At 45.3% G+C, this 22,287-nt stretch carries 17 protein-coding genes; 13 read left to right on the top strand and 4 right to left on the bottom strand.

Annotated features, from left to right (window positions below; genetic code table 11):
• Positions 1 to 120: 120 nt before the first annotated feature.
• The 3 genes from ACNKW2_RS01220 to ACNKW2_RS01210 all read left to right on the top strand — a co-directional run bounded on the left by ACNKW2_RS01220 (position 121) and on the right by ACNKW2_RS01210 (position 2,552).
• Positions 121 to 324 (top strand): hypothetical protein, encoded by a 204-nt coding sequence (locus tag ACNKW2_RS01220; RefSeq protein ID WP_419146919.1) that lies wholly within the window; start codon positions 121 to 123, stop codon positions 322 to 324.
• A gap of 4 nt (positions 325 to 328) precedes the next feature.
• Positions 329 to 1,015, top strand: a complete 687-nt coding sequence (locus ACNKW2_RS01215; protein WP_419146918.1) for a response regulator — start codon at positions 329 to 331, stop codon at positions 1,013 to 1,015.
• A 61-nt stretch (positions 1,016 to 1,076) separates the two neighbouring features.
• A complete protein-coding gene (locus ACNKW2_RS01210) occupies positions 1,077 to 2,552 on the top strand; it encodes a DNA recombination protein RmuC (protein ID WP_419146917.1) in 1,476 nt (491 codons plus the stop codon).
• A gap of 13 nt (positions 2,553 to 2,565) precedes the next feature.
• Here ACNKW2_RS01210 and ACNKW2_RS01205 read toward each other — a convergent pair whose 3' ends face one another.
• Positions 2,566 to 3,069: a hypothetical protein gene (locus ACNKW2_RS01205; RefSeq protein ID WP_419146916.1), complete on the bottom strand. Its 504-nt coding sequence runs from the start codon at positions 3,067 to 3,069 to the stop codon at positions 2,566 to 2,568.
• Between the two features lie 381 nt (positions 3,070 to 3,450).
• On the opposite strand from ACNKW2_RS01205, the gene ACNKW2_RS01200 reads away from it, so the two are divergent.
• Positions 3,451 to 5,994, top strand: a complete 2,544-nt coding sequence (locus ACNKW2_RS01200) for a TonB-dependent receptor plug domain-containing protein (protein WP_419146915.1) — start codon at positions 3,451 to 3,453, stop codon at positions 5,992 to 5,994.
• A 52-nt stretch (positions 5,995 to 6,046) separates the two neighbouring features.
• Here the strand turns inward: ACNKW2_RS01200 and ACNKW2_RS01195 are convergent, their stop codons facing one another.
• The gene (locus ACNKW2_RS01195; RefSeq protein WP_419146914.1) at positions 6,047 to 8,107 is read right to left on the bottom strand and encodes an ATP-binding protein; all 2,061 of its coding nucleotides are present in this window, start codon (positions 8,105 to 8,107) and stop codon (positions 6,047 to 6,049) included.
• Between the two features lie 433 nt (positions 8,108 to 8,540).
• Positions 8,541 to 10,145, bottom strand: coding sequence for an isocitrate lyase (locus ACNKW2_RS01190; protein ID WP_419146913.1), 1,605 nt, complete (start codon positions 10,143 to 10,145; stop codon positions 8,541 to 8,543).
• A 241-nt stretch (positions 10,146 to 10,386) separates the two neighbouring features.
• Here ACNKW2_RS01190 and ACNKW2_RS01185 point away from each other — a divergent pair, with 241 nt between their 5' ends.
• The 9 genes from ACNKW2_RS01185 to ACNKW2_RS01145 all read left to right on the top strand — a co-directional run bounded on the left by ACNKW2_RS01185 (position 10,387) and on the right by ACNKW2_RS01145 (position 20,924).
• Positions 10,387 to 12,564, top strand: a complete 2,178-nt coding sequence (locus ACNKW2_RS01185; protein WP_419146912.1) for a malate synthase G — start codon at positions 10,387 to 10,389, stop codon at positions 12,562 to 12,564.
• Positions 12,565 to 12,741: 177 nt separating this feature from the next.
• The gene (locus tag ACNKW2_RS01180) at positions 12,742 to 13,242 is read left to right on the top strand and encodes a hypothetical protein (RefSeq protein WP_419146911.1); all 501 of its coding nucleotides are present in this window, start codon (positions 12,742 to 12,744) and stop codon (positions 13,240 to 13,242) included.
• Entirely contained in the window at positions 13,235 to 13,447 is a 213-nt protein-coding gene (locus ACNKW2_RS01175; protein WP_336565460.1) for a helix-turn-helix transcriptional regulator, read from the top strand. The genes ACNKW2_RS01180 and ACNKW2_RS01175 overlap by 8 nt, the downstream gene beginning before the upstream one ends.
• A gap of 408 nt (positions 13,448 to 13,855) precedes the next feature.
• Complete coding sequence (locus tag ACNKW2_RS01170; RefSeq protein WP_419146910.1) at positions 13,856 to 14,662, top strand: substrate-binding periplasmic protein; 807 nt, start codon at positions 13,856 to 13,858, stop codon at positions 14,660 to 14,662.
• A 453-nt stretch (positions 14,663 to 15,115) separates the two neighbouring features.
• Positions 15,116 to 15,691: a transcriptional regulator BetI gene (gene betI / locus ACNKW2_RS01165; RefSeq protein ID WP_336565613.1), complete on the top strand. Its 576-nt coding sequence runs from the start codon at positions 15,116 to 15,118 to the stop codon at positions 15,689 to 15,691.
• Position 15,692: 1 nt separating this feature from the next.
• Positions 15,693 to 17,156, top strand: a complete 1,464-nt coding sequence (betB, locus tag ACNKW2_RS01160) for a betaine-aldehyde dehydrogenase (protein WP_419146909.1) — start codon at positions 15,693 to 15,695, stop codon at positions 17,154 to 17,156.
• Positions 17,157 to 17,168: 12 nt separating this feature from the next.
• Positions 17,169 to 18,836, top strand: coding sequence for a choline dehydrogenase (gene betA / locus ACNKW2_RS01155; RefSeq protein ID WP_419146908.1), 1,668 nt, complete (start codon positions 17,169 to 17,171; stop codon positions 18,834 to 18,836).
• A gap of 156 nt (positions 18,837 to 18,992) precedes the next feature.
• Positions 18,993 to 20,210, top strand: a complete 1,218-nt coding sequence (locus tag ACNKW2_RS01150; RefSeq protein ID WP_419146907.1) for a BCCT family transporter — start codon at positions 18,993 to 18,995, stop codon at positions 20,208 to 20,210.
• Positions 20,211 to 20,222: 12 nt separating this feature from the next.
• On the top strand, positions 20,223 to 20,924 hold the full coding sequence (locus ACNKW2_RS01145) for a TorF family putative porin (protein WP_336565455.1): 702 nt from the start codon (positions 20,223 to 20,225) through the stop codon (positions 20,922 to 20,924).
• A 337-nt stretch (positions 20,925 to 21,261) separates the two neighbouring features.
• On the opposite strand, the gene ACNKW2_RS01140 is transcribed toward ACNKW2_RS01145, so the two are convergent.
• Positions 21,262 to 22,188 (bottom strand): LysR family transcriptional regulator, encoded by a 927-nt coding sequence (locus ACNKW2_RS01140; protein WP_336565454.1) that lies wholly within the window; start codon positions 22,186 to 22,188, stop codon positions 21,262 to 21,264.
• Between the last annotated feature and the right edge of the window lie 99 nt (positions 22,189 to 22,287).

Here is a 22,287-nt window from a genome sequence, read left to right as displayed (position 1 = left end):
TCACTCCGATGTCACAAATTAACTCGACAAAAAAGTTGGTTTTTTTCGCTGCTCCATTTTTGTTCCATATTCTTGGCTTTTAATAGCTATAACGGATATCACACAACTGGAACTGAAATTATGCTTTGCTACGCCACTACGCTTTCACAGCTAAACTTTATTGAGACGCAATCAACAACAGACTATGATCTTTTGCATGAAGTCGCCAGCTCAGAAGACTTAGCGAGTATATTAACCATGTTATTGTTTGATGAAACGCTTTCCGATAAGCTAAAAAATCAAGTCAAACAACAATTACAACAGTTAAAAGCAAAGAGTAAATAAGTTCATGTCGACCCCTGCCCAACTCCTGCTTGTTGAAGACGACCTCGATATTGCCGAACAAGTTCTGCTGTTTTTCCGTGCCTCCGGCTTTGCTATGCATCACATCGCGGATGGCGCTGAGGTCGTTTCCTGGGTAGAGCGCAATCAGCCAGATGCCATCTTGATGGACATCATGTTGCCTAACCAAGATGGTGTGAGTTGTTTACAACAAATTCGAGCCTTTTCGGAGGTACCGATAGTCATGCTGACGGCAAAAGTGACGGAAGGAGATCGCTTAAAAGGCTTGGAATTCGGTGCAGATGATTATGTTTGTAAACCATTCAGCGCTGCCGAATTAGTGATGCGAATGAAGGCAATTTTGCGCCGTTGTGCTAATACCAATGCCTATCAAAAACCAATTGAGGTAGATAACGCAGCGCTAAGCGTAAAGTTAAATGGCCAAGCGTTACCGTTAACCAAGGTTGAGTTCGATGTCTTTGCTCTGCTTTATCGTGCACCGAATCGGGTTTTTTCAAGACAGCAGATCCTCGATCATATCCAGCCCGATAACTTCGATATTTCAGATCGCGTTATAGACAGCCACATTAAAAATATTCGTAAAAAAATCAAACTGCTAGGTTTGTCTACTAAAGTGGTTGAATCCGTTTATGGGGCCGGTTATCGCTTTAATGGCGACCACCTAGAAAAATGATAAGTGATTGAAATTATTATCTAAGGTATGATTGACGCAGGTTCGCTGCAGAGAAGTCGTTATGCTTTGGTCTATGCTTTTAAACACCCCTATTTGGTACAGTCTCAGTTTAGTTGCTGCTGGCGTTGCAGTCACGGCGCCTTGGTTGTGGCTCACACGAGCTCGAGCCAAGCAACAGTTATCGGATCTGAGCGCCGCCAAACAAGCTGAAGTTGACTTGGCGCAACAGCAAGTGCAACAGCTGCAAACCCAACAACTACAAAATCATGGTCAACTACAACAATTACAAGCGCGACTGGCCGAGCGGCAAAGGCAAAGTAGCGAATATCAACAGTTGTGGCAGCGTGAGCAAGATGCCAAAGAGGAAATACAGGTTCATGCTCATGAATTAGAAGTCGAAATGGCAAACCTGCGAACCACACTTGAGCAAAAGCAGATCGGTTTTGAGCAACAGTTATCGCAATTACAAGAAGCAAAAGCGCAGCTTAAAGAAGAGTTTCACAACTTAGCGAATCAAATTTTCGAAGAGAAAAGTGAGCGTTTCAGCCATCAAAGCAAAGAAAAGCTACAACAGCTGCTACAGCCAGTTCAAGGTGAACTCAAAGGCTTTCGTGATAAAATGGAAGCTATCCACAGTGAAGAGTTAAAACAACGGGCTTCACTGCAAACCGAATTGCTGCACCTGCAAGCCAACAACAAAGCCATGACCGAGCAAGCCGACAAGCTCACCAGTGCTTTACAAGGGCAAAAAAAGGCGCAAGGCAACTGGGGCGAGTTGATGCTCGAAAATGTGCTGGACAGTGCAGGCCTAAGAGCTGGAAGCGATTACCAAAGAGAAGTGAACTTTACTACCGAAGAGGGCAATTTTCGTCCCGACGTGGTGGTCTACCTTCCTCAGTCTAGGCACCTAGTGATCGATGCTAAAACCTCTCTTAATGCCTATACTCGCTATATTAATGCCGCCACTGACAGTGAAGCCAATCAAGCCATCGTAGCGCACTGTGAGGCGGTCACCGCGCGTATAAAAGAGCTTGGAAGTAAATCGTATGAGCGCTTACCAGGTCTTAATTCGCCCGAGGTGGTGATCATGTTCATCCCGGTGGAATCCGCCTTTGTCGAAGCCGTGAAACACAAACCCACCTTGTATCAAGATGCACTACAAAATAATGTGTTAGTGGCGACCCCCACTACTTTATTAACCAGCTTAAATATCGTTAAGCAGCTGTGGCGTTTTGAGGAACAAAGCAAGCATACTCGCGAATTGGCCTTACGGGCGGAGAGGTTTTATAACAAACTCAATAACTTTCTCCACAGTATGGAAGGGGTTGGCAAACAGCTCGATAAAGCCAGAGAAAGTTATGATAAGGCATTCTCACAGTTGTACATGGGCAAAGGCAACCTGATAAAACAAGCCAGCGAATTTAAAGAGTTAGGCGTTGCTGTGGTAAAAGAGTTACCGACCGAATTGCAAGATAAAGCCAAGCTGGAACTTGAGCCAAATGAAACAATAGCCGATAACTCACAGAGCAAAGAATGAGCCTCAGCCGTCACTATGCGTCACTAAGCAAAGCCTGCTCTTTAGGACGGCAGGCTGCAAAATCGCTGCGTCTAGGACTTTCACTGTAAAGGTGAATAAATACCGTTAAGCTGCCGACGTCATGCCAAATAGCACTATTGCTAGGAGGGCATAAAGATTGTGAGATATACCCATTTAAGGCTTCGCCTTGCAATGCCAAGCGCTCTGGTATTCTGATATAGACATTGACTTCGCTAGTGCTGGTTTTTAAATGAGAAAACTGCCAGCTTCCCATCATATACTGCTTCGAAAAATAGCGATAAATGCGCTGCTCTGCGGCTGCGTCAAGCCCCTTTACATTTACGCTTTCAGTATTGTTATATTGGCTTGCAAGCACACCAATACAAGTGAAGATAACTGCTAATACCAGTAACTTATAATGCTTTACTGGCTTAGATGGTGTTTTGCTTGGCTTAGTTTTGGCTCTTGATTCCACTACTTTCAGCCAATCTGAATGTTTCATTGTCCGTTGTGCCATTGTGATGCTCCGTTTTCGTGATGGCTGTATTTAAACGTGGCAATGTGGAGTAAAAATGGAGTTAATAAACATCAGACCAGTAACGGCAGGCGTTATAGTGACCTAAAGAACTAAACCATGCGTCATAAGCTAGACAAAAAAGTTCTTTAACTTGTCCCTTAAAACAGATCTAAAATCCGCTCCCTTTCATATTACTGCTGCGTCATGAGTAATGAAAAAATTGCCATGAAGCAACTTGGGTTATGCGCCAGAAGTCGCATAGTCATGAATGCACAATGTATGTTACTAAATCAGAGACTCAAGACCATGCCTTGATGAGTCTCATACCGTGGCTAAGTGCCACAGGGTTTCAAATGCCAAGTTCAGGACACGGGACAATTTATGCAACGAACACGACACAACCAGAGTAACCTTTCTGTAAAGCCCCTTTCTTTAGCCATTGGTACGGCTCTATTTGCTTCACTCGTGCCACAAGCCATGGCAGAGGATTCGCAAACACAAGCTCAGGAAAATGTTGAAGTCATCGAAGTAACCGGCACGCGACGCAGTCTTCGTAGCGTCGCCGAAAGTACGGTACCTGTGGATGTGATTTCACTTGATGATATTAATAGCACTGGGCAACTGGAGTTAAGCCAAGTTTTAACCACGCTTATCCCTAGCTTTAACTTTCCTAACTCGACGCTAGCAGACGGCACTGACCACGCAAGACCTGCAGTTTTACGTGGTTTAGCACCGGATCACACACTGGTATTGGTTAATGGAAAACGACGCCATGCTGGCGCCTTATTAAACCTCAATGGCACCGTTGGTCGTGGCTCTACTGCCGTTGACCTGAATACGATTCCTGCTGCTGCGATTAAACGTGTTGAAGTGTTGCGTGACGGCGCGGCTGCACAGTACGGCTCTGACGCCATTGCCGGTGTCATCAACATTGTTTTAAAGGATGCCAGCGAAGGCGGCAGCGTGAGCTTGACCTATGGTGAGCACAATACTCAAATGGCGGGCGCTGCGCAGTTATTAGAAACACGAGCCGATAACGACGGCAACCTAGACTTTGTGCTTGGTGACGATCGTACCCGCCATGATGGTGGCACCACGACGCTGGGCGCCAATGCTGGTTTTGCATTAGGCAATGATGGTTTTATCAATATTGCCGCTGAATTGCGTGATAAAAAACCAATGAACCGTTCCGGTTTTGATCCCAGAGAGCAGTATGAGCGCGATGAAAATGGTGCTCTAGACCCTCGAGAGTTTACTTTTGACCGCTATAATCACCGTTTCGGTAAAGCGGAAATTGAAGATATTGCGCTATTTTTCAACGCCGGTTATGACCTAGACAATGACACTCAAGTCTACTCCTTTGGCAGTTACTCAACCCGTGAAGGCAACTCTGGTGGTTTTTACCGCCGTGCAAAAGACAGCCGTAACACGCCTAGCATTTATCCCAATGGCTTTTTGCCACAAATTGTCAGTGATGTTGATGATTACTCGTTGGCTTTAGGCATTAAAGGCAGTCGCGGTGAGTGGGACTATGACATCAGTAGCAACTATGGTGCTAATGACTTCTCTTTAGGCGTTATCAACAGCCTTAACACCTCATTAGGGGCTAATAGTCAGACTGAGTTTGATAATGGTGCGCTTATTTACTCGCAGTGGTTGGTGAATGCAGACGCTAAGACGGTACTCGATTTAGGCTTGCCTGATGATGTTTTCTTCACCGTTGGCGCCGAATATCGCCGCGAGCAATATGAAATCGAAATGGGTGAGCTGGCATCGTATCAGACTGTGCTCGATCAACAAGGCAACCCTGTTGCTGCTGGTGGTGCGCAAGTATTGGCGGGCTTTGGGCCTGAGAGTGCGGTGGACGAGTCACGGCACAATGTCGCGTTATTCGCAGAGCTCGATACTTATTTGAGCCAAGACTGGAACCTAGTTCTAGCGGGTCGTTTTGAGGACTATAGTGACTTTGGCAGTACTTTTACCTCGAAATTGGCCACACGTTATGTGATGACAGATAACTTATCACTGCGCGGCGCGTTAAGTACTGGTTTTAGAGCGCCTTCATTGGCGCAAACCTCATACAAATCGATTGCTACGGTATTTGAAAACGGCGTGCCTAACGAAGTTGGTTTGTTTCCAGTTGATACTGCTGCGGCGCAAGCATTGGGAGCGCAGGAGTTAGAGCCGGAAGAATCCGTTAATTTGACTGCTGGGTTTGTGTACACCCAAGGGGCGTTATCGTTTACTGTGGATGCCTACCGCATAGAGATTGATGACCGCATCGTGTTATCGGAAAATCTCAGTGGTCCTGAAGTGGAAGCGATTTTACAACAAGCCGGTGAGTTTAATACTCAACGCGTTCGCTACTTTACCAATGCCATCGATTCGCGCACCCAAGGCGTCGATATCGTGGCGACCTACAGCTTGGATTTGGCTGATTACGGTAATGTCAGATTGAGCGCCGCGTTAAACCTTAATAATACTGAAGTCACAGACGTTAAGGCAAATCCTGCGGAGCTGGAAGCGTTAGGTGACAGTTATGAGTACTTTGCCCGTCGCGAAATCGCGCGTTTTGAAGATGGTACGCCAAAAGACAAGTGGAACCTTGCTGCGATTTGGCAATATGGCGACTTGCAAACCACGCTGCGTGCAACGCGCTATGGGGAAACGGTGGACTCTTCAAGTAGCATTGAAAACGATGAGGTATTGGCAGCAAAATGGATAACTGACCTTGAAGTGGCTTACACCATTGATGAACAATGGAAGTTAGCACTTGGGGCGAACAATTTATTCGATCAATACCCACAGGACACAGTGAGTAATATTGGTTACAGCACCTTTAATCAGGTGTTCCCTTACTCTGGCTTCTCGGCCTATAACACCGACGGGCGATTTGTTTACGGTAATATCAGTTACCGCTTCTAAACATTTGATACAAGCTTTCAGCAAGGTCAAATCCCTTTGACCTTGCTGCTCTTTAGCTTGCTCGCAGCGCTTCGCTTGTTACCGCCTTTGGCAGCTCGATACGAATACACAAGCCCCCCATTTTGCCGGTTTTAACGCTAACGCTGCCTGTCATAGCGGTAATTAAACTTTGACAAATTGACAACCCAAGTCCCGACCCTCCGGTGGCGCGACTTCGAGAGGATTCAACGCGATACAGCCTTTCAAATAACTTCATTTGCTCAGCCTCCGGCACCCCAGGAGCGCTATCATCCATTTGAATAAAGAGCCCTTGAGTGTTTAAGCGAATTTTGAGCCGCACTTTGCCGGGTTTATCGGTATATAAACAGGCATTTTTAGCCAAGTTATCAATAACGCGGTCGAGCTTAGGCTTATCGATATATAGGCTGATATCATCGGCCTGAATGTCTGCAATAAACTGCAGTTGGTAACTGCTTACTAAACGCTCGACATCATATACGTAGCTATTAATGACGGTACGGCCACAGTGCTGTTGTTCCGATAGCTTTAATGCGTCATGGTCGGCTTGCGACAATTGATACACGTTTGCGATAAGCTGATTTAACTGGTCTATTTTATTATTTATCTTGGCGTAAGCTAAGGTGTCATCATCAATGAGATTATGCTCCATGGCTTCGATATGCAGCTTCAGTACGCTCAGTGGCGTACGCAACTCGTGAGAAATGTCGGCCAGCATTTTATCTTTGTGTTCAATATTATGTTGATACATTTTTGCCTGTAAGGTGGCATTACGATGCTTGAAAACAAAGAACCCAATAACCATTAGAGCGGCAAATAAAATGGCGAGCGCAGCAATAACCCAAAGCTTTCTTGAAAGCTGAGCATTTTCTAAATTCACTAGCGTTAATGCCTGCTCGCTTTTAGCCTGATCCAGTTTTTGTTGTTGCACTAGGGCATCGAGGCTCTTTTTATAACTATTGATCCGTTTTTGTAGCAGTACTTCGTTATTTTGGCGTTGTAAATTGGCCACGGAGTACATTAATTCATACGCTTGTGAGTGCTGCTTGGTCATCGCTAAGGCCTGTGCTTTAGCGTAATAATACCGCTCTAGTAATGTGTCTGCTGTTTCTTTTGTGGTGATTTTATCAAGCTCGGTGATCAGTGCTGCGGTATGCTCCGTCTCTTGTCTGGCAATGTAAATTTCTAGCACGGTGAGGTTGGCATAAAAGCGCTGTATATGAGAATCGGTGGTCTGTGCCGCTTTAAGACCTGCTTGGGCATAAGTTAGCGCTATATCTAGCCGTTGTTGTTGCCGAGCAACCAATGCCGCAGTGCGATAAGCGCGACTTAACGCCGCATTGGCACCGATTTGTTTAAGGTAATCGATGGCTTCATCGATCTGAGTGTTGGCGGCTTGATATTTTTTGTTACGAAACTTAAGTTCGGCAAGTCGCAATGCTGTGCCGGCAATATTGCGTACCTCCTTGCTCGCTTTATCGGCAATGAGCGCCTCTGAGAAGAAGTACTCGGCGTTGTCTAAATCCCCTAACTGCAGTGATATGTCACCGAGATTATAAAAGTTTGCGCCGCGTTTTTCATGATCATCACTGTGTTTGAGCATCTCATAGGCTTGCATGTGATAATGTAGCGCTTGTGCTAATAGCTCTCTGTTCTCCGCCACCACACCTAAATTATTGTAGGTTTGTGCGATTTTCTCTTGGTCTTCTAGGGCTTGTGCAATCGCCAAGGCCTGTAAGTAATTTTGTTCGGCTTGCTCTAGTTTCGATTGCCGCCGCAAATTAATGCCGAGCTCCTTGTATATATGGTACTTCCTGTTATCAGTTAGATAAAAGCTTTGTTCCATAAACTGTAAAGTAGAAATGGATTTCGCATGATTCCCCTGCTTTCTATGGATCATGGCTTTAATCAGTAAGGATGCGTATCGAACCGTGTCATCTTGATGTTGTTGAAATTGTTCAATTTTAGCCAAGGCTTGTTCATAGTGACCGGCTTTTTCAAGGCTTCTTAATTCATCGATGACTGCTTGATTGGCATCGCAGCGAAATGCCAAACACAACATGGTTAGAGGTATTAATATAGATAGCGCGCGCATAATTTGCTTTTAATTGGGAAAGTTCACAATAATATTGCGCGAAAAAAGTGGTGGAAATATGGAGCATGTAAAGGGGGTTTACATTTCCAGTTGGTAAAATTTTGCTTTATGACGTAACTCAAATACAGAACAGTTTTTTACTAACTAAGTTAGTAAAAATGTGACCTGTGACACATCTAGTTAGTAAAAATTTGTTTTGTAGCTGTGAGGATGGGTTAAAATTGCCCAGATTATTATGGAGATCAATGATCTTAAATCGATGATCGCGATCTTTCGTGTTTTACTTAGTAAAATGATGATCTAATACGCTCTAGTTAGTTAAAAGCTGATCCCTTAGTGTTACTTGGTAAAATCATGATCTCGGTTGCTTTGCTGGTAACGATAAAAGGGCCTTGCGGCCCTTTGCTATAAGGAACTACCTAAGTAAGATGAACTAGAACTGGTTCATGGTATTGGCTTCGCCACCGGCCTTGAGTGCATTTTCACCGGAAAAGTACTCTTTGTGGGTATCGCCAATATTAGAGCCTGCTAAGTCTTGGTGTTTAACTGAGGCTTGCTCGCGACGAATTTCCTGTCGTTGGACATCGCGCACATAAGCCAGCATACCGGCGTCACCAAAGTAACCTTCTGCCAGAATATCGGTACTCAACGCTGCCGTGTGGTAAGTTGGCAAGGTGATCAGGTGGTGGAAAATACCCGCTTCTCTGGCTGAGTCGCGCTGGAAGCTTTGTACCAGCTGATCCGCTTCTGTTGCCAACTCCGAACTATCAAGTTCAGGTGCCATCAAGACTTTAGCATCTTGACTTGGGTCCGGGTAGGCACTTAAGTCTTTGCCTTGCTCTTGCCACTGTTGATAAACTTGCTCACGGAATTTCAGCGTCCAGTTAAACGACGGTGAATTATTGTATACCAATTTAGCATTAGGTACTTGTTCGCGCACTCGATTTACCAGTTCAGCAATTTGCTCAATGTTGGGCTTTTCGGTTTCAATCCAGAGTAAGTCTGCACCTGCTTGCAAACTGGTTACGCAATCAAGTACCACGCGGTCTTTTTCAGTGCCGGCTTTAAATTGATACAAGCCATTATCCAAACGCACTGGCTTTTGCAGTTCGCCATTGAGTTTTATTGCCATTTCTCCATCGTTTAGATCCGCAGCTGAGCTAACCGGACTGGTATCCAAGAAGCTGGTGTATTGACTCGCTAAATCACCTGGTGCTTTTGATACTGGCACTTTTTGTGTCAGGCTTGCACCTAATGAATCTGTGCGGGCAACGATCACTCCGTCTTCAACACCTAGTTCTAAGAAGGCATAACGAACGGCGTTTATTTTGGCCAAAAAGTCTTCGTGCGGCACGGTGACTTTACCTGCTTGGTGGCCACACTGTTTAGCATCAGAAACCTGGTTCTCAATTTGGATTGCACATGCCCCCGCTTCGATCATCTGTTTAGCGAGTAAGTAAGTTGCTTCTTCGTTACCAAAACCGGCGTCAATATCGGCAATAATCGGCACCACGTGAGTTTCAAAGTTGTCAATTTGGCTAATGATCTCGCTGGTATCTTGACCACTTGCTTTAGCGGCATCTAGCGCTTTGTAAAGGTGGTCTAGTTCACGGGCATCGGCTTGCTTCAAGAAAGTATAAATTTCTTCAATGAGTGCCGACACCGCGGTTTTCTCATGCATACTTTGATCGGGCAACGGACCAAACTCAGAGCGCAGTGCTGCTACCATCCAGCCACTTAAATACACATATGAGCGTTTGGTGGTTTTTTGGTGACGTTTAATGGCCATTAGCATTTGCTGTGCCGTAAAGCCATGCCAGCAACCTAGTGACTGAGTATATTGACTGCTATCAGCATCGTAGGCCGCCATGTCTTCGCGCATCACCTTCGCGGTGTATTTGGCAATGTCTAAGCCGGTTTTAAAACGGTTTTGCAAATGCATACGGCTGGCAAATTCTGGGTTGATTGACTGCCATGTTGTTCCTTGGCTTTGGCAAAGGCTTGCGAAGCGGTCTAACTGAGTTTGATACTGAGACATAATAAACTTCCTTTGAACGGGTGCATTAATCAAATTAATTCTGGTTGTTTAGTTTGCGGCATTGAGCAGAGTGAGAGGTGTCGACGCCGCGCTTAATTAAACACTAGGCCGAACTTTTAGATTTTTTAAATTTATAGTTGTTATTGCGAGTATATTTAACATGAATGGCAAAAGGGGTTTGTTTTTGTCAGATTTGTTTTATGTTTGACCTATCCGTTCAAAAAATTATCAAGGATTTCTCATGAGCAAGTACGTCTCTCACTCCGGCTTTCAAATCGCGACCCCACTTGCGCAATTTGTCGAGCAGTCACTTCTTCCCGGCACAGGCATTGAAAGTCAGCAATTTTGGCAAGGACTGGCTGATATTTTTACCAAGCTGACGCCCATCAATCAGGCACTATTAGCGAAAAGAGATAGCTTGCAACAACAAATTGATGACTATCACAGTGAACACCCTGATTGGCAGGCTGAAGAGTATCGGACATTTCTTGAAGAGATTGGTTACCTACAGCCACAGCCAGAAGATTTTACTATTGAAACGCAACACGTCGAACCGGAAATAGCAGCCGCCGCGGCGCCACAGCTAGTGGTACCTGTTAATAATGCGCGATTTGCTCTCAATGCCGCTAATGCCCGCTGGGGTTCGCTCTATGATGCCTTGTATGGCACGGATGTCTTATCTGAAGAGGATGGGGCTGAACGCACTGCACAATACAACCCCACTCGGGGTTTTAAGGTCATGGCTTACGCTAGGCAGTTTCTCGACCGCGCCCTGCCACTTGAGCAAGGTTCACACATTGAAAGCAGTAACTATGCGATTCTCGATGGCAAGTTGATTATTACCTTAAACGACTCATCTCAGGTCACACTGAAGCAACCAGAGCAGCTGGTGGGGTATCAAGGCGAGCCACAAAATCCCAGTGCCATTTTATTGCGTCATCACGATTTGCACATCGAAATTCAAATTGACCCTCACCACCCGATTGGTCAGGCAGATAAAGCGGGGATCAAAGACGTGGTGTTAGAGTCGGCGTTAACCACCATCATGGACTGTGAGGACTCGGTTGCCGCGGTTGATGCCGAGGACAAAGTGCTGGTATATCGTAATTGGCTAGGTCTTATGCGTGGCGACCTATCTGAAACCTTTACGAAATCGGGTGAAGCCATGACCCGTAGCTTAAATGCCGACCGCAGCTATTATGATTTAAACGGTCAGCGTTTTAGTCTTAAGGGGCGTTCGATGATGTTTGTGCGAAACGTTGGCCACCTCATGACCACACCGGCGGTGCTCGATCAGCAGGGGAATGAGCAGTTTGAAGGGATCTTAGATGCAGTAATGACCAGTTTGGCTGCGCTGCATGATCTGCAAGGCAACAGCCCATTTAAAAACTCCACCGCGGCCAGCATTAATATTGTTAAGCCAAAAATGCATGGTCCCGAAGAGGTGGCGTTTACCGAGCAATTATTCAGTGCGGTAGAGCGGCTCCTAGCGTTACCTAAAAACACCATAAAAATGGGGATTATGGATGAAGAGCGCCGTACTTCAGTGAACCTCAAGGCGTGTATCGCAGCTGCAAAGCAACGGGTAGTCTTTATTAACACTGGCTTTTTAGATAGAACCGGTGATGAAATCCATACTTCTATGCTTGCCGGTGCTGTGCTGCCTAAAGCGCAAATCAAGGGCCAGGCTTGGATAGCGGCGTATGAAGATCAAAATGTCGATATTGGTTTAAAAACGGGCTTTAGCAAAAAAGCCCAGATCGGCAAAGGCATGTGGCCAATGCCAGACAAGATGGCCTTGATGATGGAGCAAAAGCAAGGTCACCCAGAGTCGGGAGCGAATACAGCCTGGGTGCCGTCACCTACCGCGGCAACCTTACACGCCATGCACTATCACTATGTTGATGTCTTTGCTCGGCAGCTAGAAATTAAAACCCGCCAGCAAGCCTCGTTAGACAGTCTGTTAACGCCACCATTAATGCTAGACAACCGTCTCTCGGCAGAAGATATTCAGGCGGAATTGGATAATAATGTGCAAGGGATTTTAGGCTATGTGGTGAGATGGATAGACCAAGGCGTCGGCTGCTCAAAAGTGCCTGACATTAATCACATTGGTTTAATGGAAGACCGAGCTACTTTACGGATCTCCAGTCAGCATATCGCCAACTGGTTACATCACGGCATTTGTACTGCCGAGCAAGTTGAGAAAACATTTCAACGTATGGCAGTGGTCGTAGATGGGCAAAATCAGCATGACTCACACTACCAGCCTATGGTGCAAGAAGGTAAGCCGCTAGGCGAAAACTTGGCCTATAAAGCGGCGATTGCACTGGTGTTTGAAGGCAAACTGCAGCCCAATGGCTATACCGAGCCGCTGCTGCATGCATATCGTCAGGCTTACAAACGCCAACTGGGGTAATGGCTTAGCACCCTGTTAAATTTATTTTTGATGTCAAAGCAAAGGTCGGGTTTCCCGGCCTTTTTTGTAATAAGTCAAACTTATTTTTCTCGAGGTAAAATATATTTGACATTGCTCTGGTTAAGTTCTAGTCTGTAAGTGTAAAAGATATTTAACTTAGAGTATGGTGTATTTAACATGGACAATGACAATAAACTCAAGGCTTTTTTAGACTCTCTTAGTTTTCGTGATTTAACCATCACGGTGGAGTTACTGATAACCGGCTATATACTCTACTTTTATGCGACTGAGTTGCTTAGTGCCAGCACAGTCATGCGCGCAGACCCAAGCTGGGTCTCTGGATTGCTGCTGAAGGTCATTGTTATTTCAATTATTGTTTCTATTGCGGGGCGTGCCTTATTAGTTTTTGTCAGCGATGATAATGTCGATAAGCCCTTAGATGAACGCCAGCGATTTATTGCTTTGGCTGGGCTTAAGCCAGCCTATTGGGTATTACAATCTGGAGTATGTATAGCCATATTCCAATATACTGCAGAAGCACATGGTTGGCCGCAAGGGGCAACTATCGCGGTTCCATTTTTAGCGTTACACATCTTAGTGGTGTCTTTTCTTTTGGCGGAGCTGGTGGGCTATGGAACGCAACTTGTGCAGGCGCACAAGGGAGCGAGTTATGGCTGAGCTGCCAATCAAGAACAATATTAGAAAGCTGCGCTTCTTACATGATGAAATGACACAAAAACAATTAGCCGACTTAGTGGGCGTTACGCGACAAACCATCATGGCCATTGAAGCGGCGAAATACTCCCCTTCTCTTGAAGTGGCCTTTCGAATTGCCAAGGTGTTTAATACTTCTATTGAGTCGGTGTTTGAGTATCAGAGGTAAGACGCCAGTCACTGAACCGTTGATGTTTATTCCCAAATACGGCTTGGATCAGGATTTTTGCTTTTTGCCGCTGCCGCTCTAGGCTCGTGCATTTTTTATTTTTAAAAAAATATAAAGCGCATATTCAATCCGCTATTTTACTGCCGCTGCATAATTAATCTCAGTGATACTGAACATTTCCGCGCAGTTAATAAAACCTTGATCTGATGTCATCCCGGTACTTTTTTAAGGCACTGGGTGTCATTATATGCGCTTGTCATCTATTCTCTTCTTATTGCTAAGTTGTTAATAACCCTGAAAGTCGCAACTTAATTTTATTTCTACTTATGTAATTAAGTTGCTTTGAGGTAACACCGATGGGTTTTAAGAACTGCTATTGTACGTTGTCGAGCAAATAACAGAGGCGCCATGACGAAATTCGATTGTGTGACAAAACAGCTCCAATGGCTGCTACTTTGCTGTGGCTTGATGTTGTTTTGTAGCGCCGCGAGTGCCTGCAAGAAGACCATAAATATTGGTGTGGTTGCCGATTGGCCGCCATTGACGGTATTTGATCAGCATGGTCCATGGGGGCTGGACGTTGAAATAGCGGAATTAGTGTTCCAGCATATTACCATCTGTACCAATTACATCCGCCTTCCCTCCAGTGCAAGAACGTTTGAGGAAATGTCTAAAGGCGTTATTGACGTTGCCCTGATGACCAGTTACACCAAACAGCGCGAGCAATACGGTGATTTTACTCGGCCTTACCGCTTTGAAAGGATGCGGTTGTTTTCGCTGCGCCCTGCCACTGCAATCACGAGCCTAGAAAGCTTGCTGAAACAGCAACGAAGTATCGGTTTAAGTATTGGTTCGTATTATGGTGAAGAATTAAAAAAGCTAAAGCAGATAGAAAGCTATCGAGACAACTTTGTCAGTATTGCCAGTGCAAAAAGCCGAGTTGAAATGCTAATGAGAGGGCGTGTTGATTTCATTGTTGACGATGTCATCACCGGAAGTTACTTCATTAATGAACTGGGCAATCAAGAAGCAGAAGTGTGGCCATATGTGGTGCATGACAATCAAGTGCATATGTTGTTGCGTAAAGGGGCTTTTAATCGGCTCGAACAAGCTCGTATTAACGATGCGATTGGCCAACTAAAACCTCAGATAGAGCTGCTTGTGAATAGCTACCGCAGTGATGGTCACTTTCGCGGCATTTCACCACCGCCATAGTCACGTGATTTCACTGCAGCATATGGTTCTTATGCTGCCTGTTATTTAAAGTGATTGGGTATTAAATCGTTTCGCTCAATGTGGCGGCATTGCTCATTCGCCTCGCAGTTATTTCCCACCGTTTAGCTTTTCCTTTAGATCATGGCAGCCATTTTGGTTTTTTTACTCTCACTTCATACTGCCTTTTATCTGGCGATGAGCCCTTTCAGCGCATAATTTTTCGAGAATTTTAGGATTTATGCCCTCAAATTGCTGCAATTTCCCGAATTTTTGAAATTTTTTTAATATTTTTTGTAACCCGCGAAACCCCTTAGCTATCATGGGATTAAGCTAGGTACACACGTAAAAAAATTGGCTTTTTACAAAAAGTCAACCTTGAAGTCTCATTTTTATCACTCTACCATTTATTTTAATTGAACGGTCAATTAATAAAAAGCTATGCCTAAAGTCGGAATGGAACCTGTTCGTCGTCAGCAGCTAATTGACGCCACATTAGAGTCTGTTGCGGAACTCGGATTACAAGCAACGACCATCAACAGTATTAGTAAAAGGGCGGGTCTCTCATCAGGGATCATTAGTCATTACTTTGGTGGTAAACAAGGCTTAATTGAAGCAACAGTGCGCTACTTATTAAATAACCTTAAGTATGCCCTGCTGGATAAAACCAGCCACAACTGCAGCCCCCTGGAGCGGTTGATGTTTATCGTTGAATCGAACTTTGCCATGGTTCAACAGCAATCTAATGCCACGCGTACTTGGTTGAGTTTCTGGGCGCAGTCGATGCACGACGAAGAGTTACACCGACTACAACGGGTCAATAGCAAACGTTTACAAAGTAACTTAACGGTGTCATTTGCAGCATTTATGACCCGTACCCAAGCACAAGAAGCCGCTGAGTTGGCTGCGGGTATGATTGATGGTTTATGGCTTCGGGCCGTTCTCAGTAAAGCCGACCATCAAGCCTTTGCACACAGCGAAGCACTGGCTAAGCGCTACATTCAATCACTAATAGAGCAGTTTGGAGGATAATGTGACAGTCCCTGTATACCAAAATTTTATTCATGGCCAGTTTTTGGCGAATCGTTCAGGCGATACGTTTGCTGTTAAAAACCCTGCAACAGATGAGGTGATTTACGAAGTCGAAGTCGCCGATGAAAGCATTCAACAAGCTGCCATTAACAGTGCCAAAGAAGGCTTTGCTGTTTGGTCAAAAATGACTCCAATTGAACGTAGCCGAATTTTACATAAAGCCGTTGCTTTATTGCACGAACGCAATGATGAGCTGGCAAAGATTGAAGTGCTAGACACTGGCAAACCATGGCAAGAGGCTGAGTGCGTTGACATTCAAACTGGTGCTGATGTGATTGAGTACTTTGCTGGCCTTGCACCTGCACAAATTGGTTCACAACAGCCTGTAGGCGATGACTTCTTTTACACTCGTAAAGAACCATTAGGTATTTGTGCTGGCATTGGGGCTTGGAACTACCCGCTACAGATTGCGTGCTGGAAGTCAGGCCCTGCTCTTGCCGCGGGGAACGCGTTAATTTTTAAACCTTCAGAAGAAACCCCGCGTGGTGCGATTAAACTGGCTGAAATCTTTATTGAAGCAGGCGTTCCTGCTGGCGTATTCAACGTAGTGCAAGGCGCTGCAGAGGTTGGTCAGTGGCTGACGACTCACCCTGAGATTGAAAAAGTTTCGTTTACCGGTGAAGTGGGCACAGGCAAAAAGGTCATGCAAAGCGCTGCTAGCAACCTCAAGGAAGTGACCATGGAGCTAGGTGGTAAATCACCGCTTATCGTTTTTGAAGACGCCGACATTTCTCAAGCGGTTAGTGCGGCAATGCTAGGTAATTTCTATACTCAAGGTGAAGTGTGTACTAACTGTACACGCGTATTTGTGCATCGTGATGTGTATGATGCCTTCCTTGCTGAACTGAAGCAGCGCACAGAAAATAATATTGTTGCAGGCGATCCGTTAGACCCTAATGTCAATCTTGGCGCGCTTATTTCGAAGCCTCACCATGAGCTAGTCATGAGTTACATCGAAAAAGGCAAAGCTGAAGGGGCCACAGTACTTACTGGTGGCGAAGCCATTCAGCCAGAGTCTGCACCTAATGGCTATTTTGTAGCGCCTACGGTTTTTGTCGACTGCCATGACGATATGACCATAGTCAAAGAAGAAATATTTGGCCCAGTGATGTCAGTGCTGGTGTTCGACGACGAGCAAGAGGTTATCGAGCGTGCTAACAATACCCATCTTGGTTTAGCGGCTGGGGTATTTAGCCAAAACATTCAACGTGCACATCGTGTAATTCATCAATTAGAGGCTGGGATCTGCTGGATTAATAGCTACGGCAACTCTCCTGCTGAGATGCCAGTAGGGGGTTATAAACAGTCCGGTATTGGCCGTGAAAATGGCGTCGAGACACTAGACCAGTATACCCAGACCAAGTCGGTATACGTTGGCATGTGTGATATCGAAAGCCCATTTTAATCGAGGAGTACTATGACTGAGTTTGATTATATTATCGTTGGAGCGGGCTCTGCTGGCTGTGTGTTAGCGAATCGTTTGTCAGAAAACCCTGCTCATAAAGTACTGCTGCTGGAAACCGGTGGCAGTGATAAGAGTATTTTTATTCAAATGCCAACCGCTTTGTCGATCCCTATGAATACCGACAAATACGCTTGGCAGTTCCACACTGAGCCTGAACCATATTTGGATAACCGAGTGATGCACTGCCCGCGAGGCAAGGTATTAGGTGGTTCATCATCGATTAACGGCATGGTGTACGTACGTGGCCACGCGAAAGATTTTGATGAATGGCAGCAACATGGCGCTGAAGGTTGGGATTATCAATCCTGTTTGCCTTACTTCAAGCGTGCTGAGTCTTGGTACTTAGGTGAAGACGAGTACCGTGGTGGCCAAGGTCCACTGGGTACCAATAATGGTAATGAAATGGCCAACCCGCTTTACCGCGCCTTTATCAGCGCTGGTGAACAAGCAGGTTATGCCTTCACCAAAGATTACAACGGTGAACAGCAAGAAGGCTTCGGCCCTATGCACATGACGGTGAAAAACGGCAAACGTTGTTCATCTAGCCGCGCTTACTTAGACCCCATTAAGCACCGTAGTAACCTCACTGTGGTGACTGGCGCCTTAGCGCAAAAAGTCATTGTGGATGACAACAAGGTGGCCAAAGGGTTGGAATACCGCGTTAAGGGCCAAGTAAAAACCGCCACTGCCAACAAAGAAGTGGTGCTGAGTGCCGGCTCTGTTGGTTCACCGCACCTATTGCAGTTATCTGGTATTGGTGACCGTGAGGCACTGCAGGCCGCTGGTGTTGAAGTGAAACATCACTTACCGGGGGTCGGCAAAAACCTGCAAGACCACTTGGAGTTTTATTTCCAATACAAGTGCAAGCAACCGATCACCTTAAATGGCAAGTTAGGGCTGTTCTCAAAAGGCCTAATTGGTGCCCAATGGTTATTAAATAAGTCTGGTTTAGGTGCGACTAACCACTTTGAATCTTGTGCCTTTATTCGCTCTAAAGCTGGGGTTGAGTGGCCAGATCTGCAGTATCACTTCTTACCTGCAGCGATCCGCTACGATGGTAAGAGTGCGTTTGCTGGGCACGGTTTTCAAGTGCATGTCGGCCATAACAAACCGAAGAGTCGCGGCGAAGTGACGATTCAGTCAGCGGATCCGACGGTGGCGCCAAAAATCCTATTTAACTATCTTCAGGCACAAGAAGATATTGAAGGCTTTAGAGCCTGCGTCAGATTAACCCGTGAAATCATTGAGCAAAGTGCTTTTGATGAGTTCCGTGAAAGCGAAATTCAACCAGGTGAGCAGGTGCAAAGCGACGAAGAAATTGATGCCTTTGTCCGCCAAGCGGTGGAAAGTGCTTATCACCCTTCTTGCTCGTGCAAAATGGGTGAAGACGACATGGCCGTGGTGGACTCGAAAACGCGTGTGCGTGGCGTGGAAAACTTGCGAGTCGTGGATTCGTCAATTTTTCCCACCATTCCTAATGGCAACCTAAACGGGCCAACTATCATGGTCGCCGAGAAAGCGGCGGACATGATCTTGGGTAATCCACCTTTAGCTGAAGAAAACGTCAATGTCGCGATGACGCAAAATTGGCAACAAGTGCAGCGCAGTTCGGAGATTTAAATTTGCCACCCGTGTGAGGAAGTTTCGTGCCTCATATGGGACTTGCAGTGGCATGCCGCATGAATATTTCGTGCGGCATTAATGCGAGCTTAGTTTATCTATAATATAAAAACGGAGAAAAAATGAGTTACTTCTATCTATTTTGGGAGGGTGATAATGACAGTATGGCTTAGTGCAGGCATCATTTTCACTCTATTGGCAATCGCCTTTATTTTAGTGAAGTGGGGTAACCTACAGTGCGTCGGTGTGACACCGGTTAAAACGTTTACGTTTATTGCTATCTTATTTACTTCTGGCCTCGACGTTGGCCTTATCATGTTTCCGCTTACGGAGTTTGCGGGTTACGCAGACATAAAAGCAAGCCCAGAATATGGATTTACCAACCCATTAGCCATTGAATTTGGTTTCTGGGGGTTCTTAATCTGGGGGTTCTACTTTCTTACGTGTTTTTATTTCTGCGTAATAGAACCCAAAGTGAAATTCTTTGAAATTCCTTGGGTGAAGTTTATTAATAACCTAGTGATCATTGGTACTTGTGCGTTTACGGCATTCCTACTGCTGTCTAACCTGCCTTGGTATTTACCCAGTGTTGGTGACGGTGAGTCGGTAATTCCGGCCTTCTACTTGATCGTATTTGCCGCCATTGCGTTTGCGGTGTATTCAAGTACTAGCCTTAAGTATGTGCGCTTTTTAAGTATCACTACCACGTGGGTATTTATTGGCTTAATCGCCTTTATGTGGGCTGCTGCGTTCTTGTTTGGCGACAGTGAAATGTCGGCTTACACGGACAATCTAGTCTTACTTGGTGATTACTTTGCCAATATCCATCAGTTTGTCTTGCCACTGAATGATTACCATGAGTTCTACCTATTCTGGTGGTTCGCGTGGAGCATCATGATTGGTCAGTTTACCTCACGCTTTGTGGGTGGTTTGAAGACCTACCAAGTGCTAGCGGCGATGTTGGTATTCCCATCTATTCCTATCGCAGCTTGGTTCAGCGTGCTTTATCACTACCATGAGGCGGGGATCCCAACAACGGGTATCAAGAATTTCGCGATGGTGTTCGTCGGTGTGGTATTTGTAATTAACTCACTTGACTCACTCATTCGACTTTATACCGATAACTTGAACCTAACTGTTAGTCGTTTAGGAAAAAGAAACTATATTTTATTTAATATCGTCGCGTTATCGCTATTGACCTTGCTATTTAAGCTTAACTTCCTGCAGATCCAGTGGGTAGGTGCGTTAGTGATCGGTCTGTTCTTCTCTTGTTTTGCCTATATTGGCTACAGCAAGTTTAAGACCGTGAGCAATATCGATAGCTCACCAAAAGATAATTTAGTCGACTTTAACAAAATTGAATCAGTAAACTAGGGATACAACCAGATGACAACTTTTAAGAAAACACTTTGCGCATTACCTTTAGTATTAGCATCATCGCACGCTGCAGCGGATTGGTCTGCAACACTAACTGGGGTATCTGATTACACCTTTAACGGTGTAAGCCAAACGCAAAACGACCCTGCACTGCAAGGCAGCATTGACAAAGCATTCGACAACGGCGTTTACGCTGGCAGCTGGGCGTCTAATGTTGACTTTGGTGGTGACACCGATCTTGAGTGGGACTTTTACGTTGGCCGTTACCTAGAGCTAAACTCGAACTGGAGTGTTGACTACGGTATCGCTTACTACAGCTATCATGGTGGTGATAACTCCAGTGATGGTAACTACCCAGAAGTATACAGTAAATTTGGTTATGCCAGTGAGTACGGCCAAACTGAGTTTAATTTCTGGTACAGCTGGGATTACTTCGGCACTGGCGCAGGTCACACCATTGCTATGGTAGCGCATACATTCGAGATTGCTGAAGGCCATGCCTTAAGAGCCAGCTTTGATGTGTCTAACTCATTAGATGGTAATAAGTATGCATGGGATGGCAATGACTCTTCTTACCACCATTACCGTTTGGCTTACCAAACCGCATTTAAAGGCTTCAACATTGAAGTGGCTGCAGAAAATACCAACCTAGATTGGGACACGGCTGATGAGCGTGTGGTGTTATCTGTGTCGCGCACATTTGACCTATAAATCAATATAACACCCTGATTGCAACGCCGGCTTATTTAAGCCGGCGTTTTTGTTTATGTGCCGAAAACGGAAAGAGAATATAAAAGGGAAATTATGTATGTTAAAACTAATTTGCATTAGTTTGTTTTTTATGTATCTTAAATAGTGACTTTACAGCGGTTGATGTGGTTGAGCGTAACCCGTGCCGTTATTTTTAACCGAGACAACCATGTAGTAAACATGATTATTACACACCACTATCCATTCTCCCAATTTGCCGCCTCCAGATAAAAGGAAGTGCTGTTGCGGCAAATTATTTCAGCAGCAACAAAGTGTCGACTTCACTGCCCGTTAAATGTTATTCGTTACCAACAAAGACTTGGTTATCCGTTGAAACCTGAGTAAACCACTGCTTTAAACTGTCGATGGCCGCGGTGGTTTTTGCAGCCACGGTATCGCGATGTGGAGTCACAGCATAGACACTATAATGAGGTAAGCTCCATTGTGGGCAAAGTCGCTTCAGGCGACCTGTGGCCAGGTGATGTCTGATCTCAGGCTCCGGCAAGATACCATAGCCAATGCCGTCTAGGGTCAATTGAATACAGGCTTGCATGTTGTTGACCATAAACCTTGGTGCCGACAATGTTAATTGCTCTTGGCTTGACTGATGTTGCAATTGGTAGGGGTTAGTCTTAGCACTAGAGTGACCAATTAGCGCGTGGGCAACTAAGCTCTCAGGGTGTGAAACCTTGAGTTTTGCTAATGGGTGATGGCAGCTCACACAGGGGATCAGCTGCCAGTCAGCAAGGTGTCTGGCAATTAAGCCGGAATCTTGTAAAGGGCCTATACAGATGGCTAAATCGATGCTGTTAGCGATAATATCGATGGCATCATCGGTTAGGGTTAAGTCGACCTTGATTTGTGGAAACTGCTCACTGAGATACTGCAAAGGTTTGCTTAACAACCCGCCACCAAACCCTATGGGGGCGGATATTTTTAGTACCCCAGAAGGCGTGTGTTGTAGCAGCTCCAGTTCATGCTCGGCCTGCTCCGCGGTTTGCAAGATTTGGATTGCTGACTTGTAGTAAATGCTACCTGCCTCGGTAAGCGTAAGGCTACGGGTATTGCGATTAAATAAACTTAAGGCTAAGTCTTGTTCTAATTTACTAATTTGTTGACTCACTGCTGAGGTGGTCATGTGTAATAACTCTGCGGCCTTACTCATACTGCCCACCTCAACAGTTTTGGCAAACACTCTGAGCCCTCGTGTTAACTTCTGATTCATTGTTAAGACCTACTTAAAATACCTTTAAGAAAAACCGCATTGCTCGAAAAGACGCAATCATCATACCATTACAAATGAAAATAATTGCTATTTACTTTA

The sequence above is a fragment of the Pseudoalteromonas 'SMAR' genome, assembly GCF_048515945.1.
In the GTDB taxonomy this organism is placed as follows: Bacteria; Pseudomonadota; Gammaproteobacteria; order Enterobacterales; family Alteromonadaceae; genus Pseudoalteromonas.
The sequence above is the reverse complement of the archived record's forward strand: the minus strand, read 5'-3'. Positions and strand labels throughout refer to the sequence as shown.

Excerpts from the sequence above, each read along its gene's own strand:
- ACNKW2_RS01220 (WP_419146919.1), top strand. The coding sequence starts at position 121 with ATGCTTTGCTACGCCACTACGCTTTCACAGCTAAACTTTATTGAGACG.
- ACNKW2_RS01215 (WP_419146918.1), top strand. The coding sequence starts at position 329 with ATGTCGACCCCTGCCCAACTCCTGCTTGTTGAAGACGACCTCGATATT.
- ACNKW2_RS01210 (WP_419146917.1), top strand. The coding sequence starts at position 1,077 with ATGCTTTGGTCTATGCTTTTAAACACCCCTATTTGGTACAGTCTCAGT.
- ACNKW2_RS01205 (WP_419146916.1), bottom strand. The coding sequence starts at position 3,069 with ATGGCACAACGGACAATGAAACATTCAGATTGGCTGAAAGTAGTGGAA.
- ACNKW2_RS01200 (WP_419146915.1), top strand. The coding sequence starts at position 3,451 with ATGCAACGAACACGACACAACCAGAGTAACCTTTCTGTAAAGCCCCTT.
- ACNKW2_RS01195 (WP_419146914.1), bottom strand. The coding sequence starts at position 8,107 with ATGCGCGCGCTATCTATATTAATACCTCTAACCATGTTGTGTTTGGCA.
- ACNKW2_RS01190 (WP_419146913.1), bottom strand. The coding sequence starts at position 10,145 with ATGTCTCAGTATCAAACTCAGTTAGACCGCTTCGCAAGCCTTTGCCAA.
- ACNKW2_RS01185 (WP_419146912.1), top strand. The coding sequence starts at position 10,387 with ATGAGCAAGTACGTCTCTCACTCCGGCTTTCAAATCGCGACCCCACTT.
- ACNKW2_RS01180 (WP_419146911.1), top strand. The coding sequence starts at position 12,742 with ATGGACAATGACAATAAACTCAAGGCTTTTTTAGACTCTCTTAGTTTT.
- ACNKW2_RS01175 (WP_336565460.1), top strand. The coding sequence starts at position 13,235 with ATGGCTGAGCTGCCAATCAAGAACAATATTAGAAAGCTGCGCTTCTTA.
- ACNKW2_RS01170 (WP_419146910.1), top strand. The coding sequence starts at position 13,856 with ATGACGAAATTCGATTGTGTGACAAAACAGCTCCAATGGCTGCTACTT.
- betI (WP_336565613.1), top strand. The coding sequence starts at position 15,116 with ATGGAACCTGTTCGTCGTCAGCAGCTAATTGACGCCACATTAGAGTCT.
- betA (WP_419146908.1), top strand. The coding sequence starts at position 17,169 with ATGACTGAGTTTGATTATATTATCGTTGGAGCGGGCTCTGCTGGCTGT.
- ACNKW2_RS01150 (WP_419146907.1), top strand. The coding sequence starts at position 18,993 with ATGACAGTATGGCTTAGTGCAGGCATCATTTTCACTCTATTGGCAATC.
- ACNKW2_RS01145 (WP_336565455.1), top strand. The coding sequence starts at position 20,223 with ATGACAACTTTTAAGAAAACACTTTGCGCATTACCTTTAGTATTAGCA.
- ACNKW2_RS01140 (WP_336565454.1), bottom strand. The coding sequence starts at position 22,188 with ATGAATCAGAAGTTAACACGAGGGCTCAGAGTGTTTGCCAAAACTGTT.